At 43.9% G+C, this 10273-nt stretch carries 9 protein-coding genes; 1 reads left to right on the forward strand and 8 read right to left on the reverse strand.

The window, feature by feature from the left end:
- Positions 1-185: 185 nt before the first annotated feature.
- The 8 genes from typA to pdhA all read right to left on the reverse strand — a co-directional run bounded on the left by typA (position 186) and on the right by pdhA (position 9294).
- The gene (gene typA / locus FFM75_RS12710) at positions 186-2024 is read right to left on the reverse strand and encodes a translational GTPase TypA (RefSeq protein ID WP_137629537.1); all 1839 of its coding nucleotides are present in this window, start codon (positions 2022-2024) and stop codon (positions 186-188) included.
- Between the two features lie 190 nt (positions 2025-2214).
- Complete coding sequence (locus tag FFM75_RS12715; RefSeq protein ID WP_137629538.1) at positions 2215-2991, reverse strand: inositol monophosphatase family protein; 777 nt, start codon at positions 2989-2991, stop codon at positions 2215-2217.
- Positions 2992-3000: 9 nt separating this feature from the next.
- The gene (locus FFM75_RS12720; protein WP_137629539.1) at positions 3001-3285 is read right to left on the reverse strand and encodes a UPF0223 family protein; all 285 of its coding nucleotides are present in this window, start codon (positions 3283-3285) and stop codon (positions 3001-3003) included.
- Positions 3272-4207 carry a lactate dehydrogenase gene (locus tag FFM75_RS12725; RefSeq protein WP_137629540.1) on the reverse strand — a complete coding sequence of 312 codons (936 nt, stop codon included), beginning with the start codon at positions 4205-4207 and terminating at the stop codon, positions 3272-3274. Before FFM75_RS12725 ends, FFM75_RS12720 begins: the two co-directional genes overlap by 14 nt.
- A 210-nt stretch (positions 4208-4417) precedes the next feature.
- Entirely contained in the window at positions 4418-5830 is a 1413-nt protein-coding gene (gene lpdA / locus FFM75_RS12730; protein WP_137629541.1) for a dihydrolipoyl dehydrogenase, read from the reverse strand.
- Positions 5831-5837: 7 nt separating this feature from the next.
- Entirely contained in the window at positions 5838-7145 is a 1308-nt protein-coding gene (locus tag FFM75_RS12735) for a 2-oxo acid dehydrogenase subunit E2 (RefSeq protein ID WP_137629542.1), read from the reverse strand.
- 57 nt (positions 7146-7202) lie between these two features.
- Positions 7203-8180, reverse strand: coding sequence for an alpha-ketoacid dehydrogenase subunit beta (locus FFM75_RS12740; RefSeq protein WP_137629543.1), 978 nt, complete (start codon positions 8178-8180; stop codon positions 7203-7205).
- A gap of 1 nt (position 8181) precedes the next feature.
- On the reverse strand, positions 8182-9294 hold the full coding sequence (pdhA, locus tag FFM75_RS12745) for a pyruvate dehydrogenase (acetyl-transferring) E1 component subunit alpha (protein ID WP_137629544.1): 1113 nt from the start codon (positions 9292-9294) through the stop codon (positions 8182-8184).
- Positions 9295-9596: 302 nt separating this feature from the next.
- Between pdhA and def the strand changes: the two genes are divergently transcribed.
- Positions 9597-10157 carry a peptide deformylase gene (def, locus tag FFM75_RS12750; RefSeq protein WP_137629545.1) on the forward strand — a complete coding sequence of 187 codons (561 nt, stop codon included), beginning with the start codon at positions 9597-9599 and terminating at the stop codon, positions 10155-10157.
- Positions 10158-10273: the final 116 nt, after the last annotated feature.

The raw sequence follows: 10273 nt of genomic DNA on the forward strand, positions 1-10273 counted from the left end.
TAGTTTTCACGGTCATTATTAGGAACCATCTAGTCCCTGGTCAAACCGAACATTTAATCAAATCTTCACTTTCACCAATTCAGGCTAACTTTGAAATTTCAGTTAAATTACGAACCAAATTGACCCTACAAAAAAAGCCTAAACCAACAATGTTGGTCAGGCTTTTTTTAATAATCAAGTTTAAATTACTTGTTCATTTTACGTTTCTTAGCTTCTTTTTCACGTGAGTTCGTGTTCAAGATTTGCTTACGTAAACGAACGTGATCTGGTGTGATTTCGCAATATTCATCGCTGTTCAAGAATTCAAGTGATTCTTCAAGCGTCAAGTGAGTTGGCGTCTTGATTGTAGCAGTTAAATCCTTGTTTGATGAACGCACGTTGGTCATGTTCTTACCCTTAGTGATATTAACTGAAATATCATTTTCACGGCTGTTTTGACCAACAATCATCCCTTCATAGACATCAGTACCTGGGTCGACAAAAATCGTCCCACGGTCTTCGATACCCATTGTGGCATAAGTCGTTGTCTTACCTTGGTTGATTGAAACTAAGGCACCGTTACGACGACCAGGGTTCCAGTTCTTGATTTCAGGCATGTATTTCGAGAAGGTATGGTTCATGATCCCGTAACCACGCGTTAATGACAAGAATTCAGTTGAGTAACCAATTAAACCACGAGAAGGTGCTAAGAAGGTCAAACGAGTTTGGCCGTTACCAGTACTTTCCATGTTCTTCATTTCACCCTTACGTTGTGACAAGGTATCAATGATGGCACCCGTATATTCGTCTGGCGTATCGATTTGAACAGATTCGAATGGTTCGCTCCGAACACCTTCAACGTCACGATAGATAACTTCTGGACGAGATGCTTGTAATTCATAACCTTCACGCCGTAACGTTTCGATTAAGATTGACAAATGCAATTCCCCACGACCAGAAACAACCCATGAACCAGGTTCGTCAGTATCTTCAACCCGCAACGAAACATCGGTTTCAAGTTCTGATTTCAAACGTAATTCCAATTGACGAGCGGTCACGAATTTACCGTCTTGGCCGGCAAATGGTGATGAGTTCGTCCCAAAGGTCATTTGTAACGTTGGTTCGTCAATCCGTAAGATTGGCAATGCTTCTGGATGTGCTGAATCAGCAACAGTTTCACCAACGTTGATATCTTCCATCCCGGAAACGGCAACTAAGTCACCAGCATGGGCTTCGTTGATTTCCAAACGTTGTAACCCGAAGAACCCAAATAACTTGGTTACACGGAAGTTCTTCTTGCTACCGTCAAGCTTCATAACAGTAACATTATCGCCGACCTTCATGGTCCCACGGAAGACCCGACCAATACCAACCCGACCAACATAATCGTTGTAGTCTAACATGGCAACTTGGAATTGTAATGGTTCATCAGAGTTGTCAATTGGCGTTGGGATCGTCTTGATGATCGTATCAAAGACAGGCTTCATCGTATGTTCTTGCTTAGCAGGGTCTGATTCGTAACTTGAAGTCCCATTTAAAGCTGAAACATAAACAACTGGGAAGTCTAATTGTGATTCGTCCGCACCTAATTCGATGAATAAGTCTAAGACTTCATCCACAACTTCTTCAGGACGCGCACCAGGACGGTCGATCTTGTTGATAACGACGATTGGGGTTAAATGTTGTTCCAAAGCCTTCTTCAAAACGAAGCGGGTTTGTGGCATTGTCCCTTCAAACGCGTCGACAACTAATAAGACCCCGTCAACCATACGCATGATACGTTCAACTTCACCACCGAAATCGGCATGTCCTGGCGTATCCAAAATGTTGATTTGTTTGTCGCCATAACGAACGGCCGTGTTCTTAGAAAGGATCGTGATACCGCGTTCCTTTTCGATTGCATTAGTGTCCATCGCCCGATCACCAATCTGGACGTGTTCATCAAGGGTATCCGATTGCTTAAGCATTTCGTTAACTAAGGTTGTTTTACCGTGGTCAACGTGGGCAATAATGGCAATGTTGCGGATATCATCTCTAAATTTCAAAATTGATCTTCCTTTCATCCTTCAAAAATTCAAACCGTTATTTTTAACGGCAGAAATCTTACATATATTAATACAAACCGGCGCTACTATCAAGTTACTTGTGCGCGCTAATTAACTCGTAACGCCGTTTTCATTGGCTTTCATGCCTTGGCATAAAAAAACTGTGACATTTGGGTCACAGTCACACCGTTTACTTGACGATTGCCAAAATAGCACGTTGCGCACTCTTAGTTGCTACTAGTACAGCACCAGATGATAACATATTTACTGGCGTGCCGTCAACTTGCGACACAACTAGGCCAAGACTTTCAGCTAAGACGCGTCCCGCTGCAAAATCCCACGGCCGTAAATATGACAAGTAACCGACTAATTCGCCAGCCAAAACTTGGCTAATCTGAACCCCGGCACTGCCTAAAATCCGTGGACCTAGACTCGTTTGGGCAATCGTCTGCATCTGATATTTATTGTGAATCAATAGTGGGCCACTAGCACCAAATAAGCCCTCAGCTAATGGGGCGTCACGCGGTGCCGGTAACGGTCGCTCATTTAACGTTACGCCAACAATTGGCCCGCCAGCATACAACTTATCGGCCATCACGTCATAAATATAACCCAACGTTGGCTCACCGTCGATGTACAACCCAATCATCATCGCAAAGTGATTCCGTTGATGCACAAAATTCATGGTGCCATCAATCGGGTCTACGATCCAGACATGCCCTGCTAAGGTTTCGACTTGATCACCAAGACCTTCTTCAGCTAAAATGCGCGCTTGCGGATCCAGTTGTCGTAGCCGTTGCACTAAAAAGTTCTCGTTACTACGATCAACGTTAGTCACCAAATCTTTGCGACTGGTCTTTTCGTCAATGGTTAACGTTTGACCCATGGCTGCTAACACTTGGGTACGCGCATCTTTTAATAAAACTTGCACTGCTTGGTTTAATTGTTCTAATGCTTGTTTTTCCACATCGGTCACCTAACCTCGATAGCGAACCCGGGCCTTAGTCGTCGTTTGCGCAGTTTGCATCGTGTGATAGATGCTATAACCCGAAGCGGCTTCAAATTCCCGCGAGAGTTGTTTTTCCATGGATTTCGCAGGGACAACCATCTTGAATGCCCGGTAAGCTGCTAATAAATCCGCTTTGGCGACTGTGCTTTCATTAGCCGCTTCAATTAATTGATAAAAATGAGTCACAGTGATGATTTCAGCCGTGGTCCAAGTTTCATCAAGTGGATATTGATAATTTTCATTGGTCGTCATCTTGTTCAAACTCCCCCGCTGCGACGCGGTCCAAATCTTGACGAACTTGGGCGGCGATTACAGCATATTCTTTTTGTTCTTCATCAGATAACACGACATCAGCCAAGCGTTTAATGCCATTGGCACTAATTAGCACTGGTGACGCTAACCCAACTTGTTGGCCATCAGCGCCCGTTTGCACATTGGTAACGGTGCCAATGAACGGCTGGTGCTGATAAAATGCACTTAGAACTTGTACTAATGCTAACACACTCAAGGTTTGATTGGTAACAATTGCGGGGTCATCGACCTTATCTTGGTCGGCAGCCATTGCTTCAGCCCCAAAACTGGTATCTTGGTTAGCCACATAAGTCAGTACCGGTGCCGGACCGATATATGACCGGCTCCATGAAATTAAATGGGCTTGTGCGGTTCCAACAACAAACGCATGCACATCATGCGTACCGACATTCAGCTGATTCTGCAATAATTGCTCCAATAAGCGGCTTTGTGGTAAGGTCCCGAGTCCTAAGACCCGTTGATGGTCAATACCGCTGAAACGTGCTGCTAGCACGCTTAAAACAGCATCATTGCTGCCAGTCAGTAATAACTTACCATTGAAGCCAGCCGCCATCGCGGCATTTACAAATTGACGGAATAATGGCAATGTTGCCCGTAAGTCGGCTTCAGCATCCCCGTCCGCAGCCAGCGGCACGAGGTTGCCAATAATTAAACTATCGGCTTGCGAATAATCTGGTTTAGCTTTAGCGAGTAATGAGAATTGGCGACAGGCGGTGCTAGCGGTAATTAAGGATTGATACCGTGGTGTTTCATCAGCATCGGTCGCGACGATCAAGGTCAATGGCAAGTCTTTTGCCATGGCGATTAAAATGAGTTGTTGTACGAATTCGAATAATCCACGAATAATAACTGTATTGTTCATGAAATCCCTCCCAACCTTCGCTAATTATTGTACCTAAGCTGTCAAGGATTTCAAGTAAATGTTAAGAAAAAGCTTAAGCTTTTGTAACATAAGCGCCAGTTCACGGTCGATTGCGGAATTCTTAAGTTTGGTTAAAACAAAAAAAGTTTGTGCCGCATGATCGACACAAACTTTTTTCATTCTAACCTAGACCTATTCCAATGAAACTTGTTAAATATGCGTTGGGTAACCCATGGCTGCATCCGCGGCTTCTTGGACAACTTCGCCCAAGGTTGGATGTGGATGGATGGTCAAGGCCAAATCTTCAGCATTAAGGCCACCATTAACGGCAACACTTAATTCAGAAATCAAGTCACTCGCACCTGGACCAGCAATTTGGGCACCAACAACAGTGCCTTCATCCTTAGTTGTCACTAAACGGAAGAATCCGTCCATTGAATTTAAGGAAATCGCCCGGCCATTTCCAGCAAATGGGAACTTCGAAGCCGTCACTTTTAAGCCAGCCTTTTCAGCTTCAGCTTTCGTCATGCCGACCGTTGCCAACTCAGGATCAGTGAAGCAAACTGCTGGTACCGAAACATAGTCGTTAGCGGTCTTCTTGCCACTGATAGCGCCAGCTGCCACTTTGCCTTCAGCGAATGCTTTATGCGCCAATGCAGGCCCAGCCACAATATCACCAATGGCAAAGATATCTTCAGCAGCCGTGCGTCCTTGCGCGTCGACTTCGATCAAGCCACGGTCAGTCAATTTAACATCGGTGTATTCCAAGCCCATGTCATCCGTATTAGGACGGCGACCAACCGTAACCATGACATAATCAGCATGGATTTCTTGTTCCTTACCATCAACTTCATAAGTTACAGTCACACCGTTATCATCTTGTTCCGAGTTTTTAGCCATGGCGTTAGTCACCACATCGACACCTTTAGCTTTGAAGTTCTTCAGTACTAATTGCACCATGTCTTTTTCAAAGTTCGGTAAGATTTGTGGTGTACCTTCTAAGATTGTGACGTGAGCACCTAAGTTCGCATAGGCACCGGCTAATTCAGAACCGATATAGCCCCCACCGATCACAACTAATTCTTTTGGTACTTCTGGTAAGTTCAACCCACCAGTTGAGTCAACGACCCGACCATTAAACTTAAAACCAGGAATTTCAACTGGCCGTGAACCGGTCGCCAAAATTAAATGTTCAAATTTATACGTTTGACCAGTATGATCACCATTCATCACCCGCAACGTGTGGTTATCATGCATGTAAGCTTCGCCAGTAACAACTTCCACTTTATGCTTCTTTAATAACATGGCAACCCCACCAGTTAACCGGTCGACCACTTGATGATCCTTCCAGTCTTGGGTAACTTTAAAATCTAGCACTGGGTCTTGAATGTTCTTAATGCCAAAGATTTTACTGTCTTTAGCTTCTTGTAACCGATGACCGGCGCTAATTAAAGCTTTTGATGGAATACAGCCGACATTTAAGCAGACCCCACCAATATGTTCTTTTTCAACGATCATGACTTTTTGACCGAGTTCTGCGGCCCGAATTGCAGCCACGTAACCACCAGGGCCCGCGCCGACGATAATTGTATCGCGTTCTTCAGCAAAATCTCCTACAACCATTCTGACCTCATCCTTCCATCAACAATAATTCTGGATCATGTAACAAGGACTTCAATAAGTTCATTGCTTTTTGTGCTGTTGCGCCATCAATCAAACGATGATCAAAACTCAATGACAACTTTTGCATCTTGCCAACGACAATTTCGCCATCTTCATTGACGTATGGTTCTTTACCGATCCGACCAACACCTAAAATTGCAACTTCTGGTTGGTTGATAACTGGCGTAAACCAGCCACCACCGATTGAACCGATATTACTAATGGTAATTGAACCGCCGCTCATTTCGTTAGCCTTCAACTTGCCATCGTAAGCTTTTTGGGTGTTGTCAGTGATTTCCTTGGCAATTGCAAACAAGCCTTTACCTTCGGCATGCTTGATATTTGGTACTAGCAAGCCCCGATCAGTATCCGTTGCAACCCCAACATTATAGTAATGTTTGTAAACAATTTCTTTATTCGCATCGTCAATTGACGCATTGAATTCTGGGAATTGTTGCAACACGGCAACCATTGCCTTAACAAAGTATGGTAAGAAAGTTAAGTGAATATCGCGTTCAAGTGCAAGCGCCTTGTACTTCTTACGATGTGCCATTAACGCACTCACTTCAACTTCATCAAATAAGGTAACATGTGGCGCCGTATGTTTACTATTAACCATCGCTTTTGAAATGGCCTTCCGAATTGGGGTCATCTTTTCGCGAGTTTCAAGTTCTGGCGTATCTGAAACGTAAGGTTTAACTGGTGCTGGAGCAGCTTCAACTGGCGCTGCTGTTTCAGCAGGTGCAGCCGGAGCGGCCGCTTGACTGCCAGTTGCCGTTGGTGCACCGGTATAGTTATCAATATCTTGCTTGGTAATTTGACCATGTGCCCCACTTGGGGTAACCAAACTAATGTCGATATCTTTATCCCGAGCATATTGACGTACAGATGGCATGGCTAAGATCCGTTTGTTAGGATCAGCAGCCACGATTGGCGCATTGTCACTAGTAGCAGTTGGTGCTGCCGCAGGTGCAGCGGGCTTGTCAGCGGTTGCATTTTCAGCAGCTGGTTTTGCCGCTGGGGCAGCATTTTCGCCAGAACCATCATCGATGGTCACAATCACATCGCCAATTTTAGCGGTTTCGCCTTCTGGAATTAAAATTTCAATAATCTTACCATCAACAGGTGATGGTAATTCTTCAACGGATTTATCATTTTGAATTTCAACTAATGAATCGTCTTCCTTGACTTCATCACCAGGTTTTACGAGCCATGATGCAATTTCGCCTTCTTCAAGACCTTCACCAAGCTCTGGTAACTTAAACTCGTAAGCCATTGGATAACTTCCTTTCATAGCAACCGCGCACGGTTGTTTTTCAATGCCGCAAAATAATTAGTAGTTTAAAATTTCGCGGGTCTTTGCTTCGATGTCGTCTTCAGCTGGGAGCCAATCGTCTTCGGCTAACCCAAATGGATAAATGGTATCTGGTGCTGAAACCCGACCAACTGGTGCGCTCAAGTATAAGGCACCCTTTTCAGCAATTAATGAAGCAACATTCGCTGCAATCCCAGCTTGCCGTTGGGCTTCTTGAATCGCAACCGCCCGACCAGTCTTTTCAACTGATTTGAGAATGGTGTCTTCATCAAGTGGTGATAAGGTCCGTAAGTCAACAACTTCAACTGAAAGGCCTTCTTTTTCAAGCTTTTCAGCCACTTTAAGTGATTGGTTAACTTGCGCACTGTAAGCAAATAAGGAAATATCGGTCCCTTCGCGGACAACCGCTGCTTTATCTAACGGTACCGTATAAGCTTCATCTGGAATATCCGCTTTCATTGACCGATAAAGTTTTAAGTTTTCAAGGAAGAAAACGGGGTCATTGTTACGAATCGATGAGATCAACAACCCTTTAGCATCATATGGATTAGATGGGGTAACCACCCGTAAACCAGGGATTTGCGCTAAGTAACCTTCTAAGGAGTCGGCGTGCATTTCTGGGGTATGCGTCCCACCACCATATGGTGACCGAATCGTAATTGGCATATGCCGTGTCCCACCAGTCCGGAAACGTTCCCGTGACATTTGACCAGCAATCGAATCTAAGGTTTCAAAAATGAAGCCTAAAAATTGGATTTCAGGAATTGGGCGGAAGCCTTCTAGTGCTAACCCAATGGATAACCCGCCAATACCTGATTCAGCTAAAGGAGTATCGAAAACACGGTCTTCGCCAAATTCAGCTTGGAGACCATCAGTGGCGCGGAAAACCCCACCGTTTTTACCAACGTCTTCACCGAAAAGTAAGGTCTTATCATCCGACCCTAATTCTAATCGAAGTGCATCAGTAATCGCTTGAATATACGTTTTCTTTGACATGTTACTTCGACTCCTTTGCTTGATATTCCGTAATTTGTTGTTGAATGTTTTGTGGTTGTTCTTCAAAAACATTTTCCAAAAATTCGGTCATTTTTTGTTTAGGCGCATCATCGGCTTGCTTAACCGCAGCTTTGATGTCGGCTTTCACTTGTTCCACGTATTCGTTTTCTAAGTCTTCTGACCAAACACCTTGTTCAGTCAAGTATTTGCGATAACGAATCAATGGATCATTGTCAAACCAAGGTTGTTCTTCATCTTTAGTCCGATAACGTTTAGGATCATCCCCAGCGTTCGTATGTGGACCAAATCGGTAAGTCAAGGTTTCGATCATGACTGGGCCGTTACCAGCAGCTGCATATTCACGCGCAGCTTTGGTGACTTCATGAACAGCTAAGAAGTCCATCCCATCAACTTGAACGCTTGGAATACCTGCTGCAACTGCTTTTTGTGCCAACGTCTTAGCTGCAGTTTGTTTGCGACGTGGTACTGAGATCGCATAACCATTATTTTGAACGATGAAGACTGCTGGTGCTTGGAAGGCACCGGCAAAGTTCATACCTTCATAGAAGTCCCCTTGCGACGTCCCACCATCACCGGTGTAAGTGTACGCAACTTTATCTTCAGTACCGTTCTTCTTGATCCCTAAAGCGACCCCAGCGGCTTGAATGTATTGTGCGCCAATAATGATTTGTGGTGGCATTGCTTGCAAGTCTTCTGGATATTCATTACCTAAGACGTGTCCACGTGACCAAAGGAAGGCTTTATAAACCGGTAACCCATGTTGAATCAACTGTGGGATATCTCGATAAGCTGGCATCAAGAAATCGGTTGACTTCATGGCTGAATTACTACCCATTTCACTGGCTTCTTGACCTTCTGTTGGGGCGTAGAACCCTAACCGACCTTGCCGGGTTAAGGCGTTAGAGCGTTGATGTAACGTCCGCTCCCAGATCATTAGTTTTAAGAAATCGACTAATTGATCATTTGAATATTTAGAGACAATTTCTGGTTTGACTACCTTAGCTTGACCATCAATAACTTGCACCGGTTTAAAATCGTTGCCAAGTGCATCCCGGATCGCACTAAAATCGACAATTGGTTGTTCGTTGTCCATAAATGACACATCCCTTTCATGAACGTACGGGCTAAAGGTGGCTTACCTTTGCTCGTAATCGTTTTCATAATTACAAGTCTAATTTACCATTCACTTTCATTTTTTGCAAGCCCTTTCAAATCGCGAAATAACGGTTTTTTAGCTAAAATGATTGTGAACTTTTTCATTAACCAATTTAGCTCGCTTTCATGACTTTTTCGTGATTCTTGCTACTCTTTCATTTTTAGATATGCTAAACTTATTTTAATGTGTGAACTGCTATGCTAGTTCCAATGACAGAATCATTTTGGAGGTAATTTGCGTTGATCAAGATGAAAGATATCATCCGTGAAGGTAACCATACATTGCGGGACGAAGCAAAACCCGTTAAGTTTCCATTAAGTGCTGAGGATCAAAAACTCGCTACTGATATGATGGAATATTTGGAAAACAGTCAAGACCCTGAGTTAGCCAAGCGTTATGGCTTACGGGCTGGTGTTGGTTTAGCCGCACCACAAGTTGACGTTTCCAAACAAATGGCTGCTGTCTTAGTACCTGGGGAAGATGAAAATGCGGCACCAGTCTTTAAAGACGTTATTATTAACCCAGTTATCGTTAGCCATTCCGTTCAACCTGGCGCCTTAACTGAAGGCGAAGGTTGCTTATCCGTTGACCGTGATATTCCTGGCTACGTGGTCCGCCACGATCGGATTACATTACGATATTACAATACTGCGGGTGAACAAAAGAAGATTCGGTTAAAGAATTACCCTGCTATCGTATGCCAACATGAAATTGATCATTTACATGGCATCTTGTTCTATGATCACATTGATATGGACAATCCATTCAGTGCTGATGATGATTTAGTTTTGATTTCTTAAGACTAGTTTTAAAAAGCCGGTCGATTGATAATTTCAATCTGAAGTGAACCCACAAGTTTGGACAACTAAATTAAGCTGCTAACTGATTGGCAAGTTCTCGGTATTGTACCGGTGAC

This window comes from Lactiplantibacillus daowaiensis, assembly GCF_005405085.1.
Lineage (GTDB): Bacteria > Bacillota > Bacilli > Lactobacillales > Lactobacillaceae > Lactiplantibacillus > Lactiplantibacillus daowaiensis.

Bases quoted from the DNA above. Each gene is read 5' to 3' on its own strand.
- FFM75_RS12720 (WP_137629539.1), bottom strand. From the start codon at position 3,285: ATGACGACCAATGAAAATTATCAATATCCACTTGATGAAACTTGGACC.
- FFM75_RS12725 (WP_137629540.1), bottom strand. From the start codon at position 4,207: ATGAACAATACAGTTATTATTCGTGGATTATTCGAATTCGTACAACAA.
- lpdA (WP_137629541.1), bottom strand. From the start codon at position 5,830: ATGGTTGTAGGAGATTTTGCTGAAGAACGCGATACAATTATCGTCGGC.
- FFM75_RS12735 (WP_137629542.1), bottom strand. From the start codon at position 7,145: ATGGCTTACGAGTTTAAGTTACCAGAGCTTGGTGAAGGTCTTGAAGAA.
- FFM75_RS12740 (WP_137629543.1), bottom strand. From the start codon at position 8,180: ATGTCAAAGAAAACGTATATTCAAGCGATTACTGATGCACTTCGATTA.
- pdhA (WP_137629544.1), bottom strand. From the start codon at position 9,294: ATGGACAACGAACAACCAATTGTCGATTTTAGTGCGATCCGGGATGCA.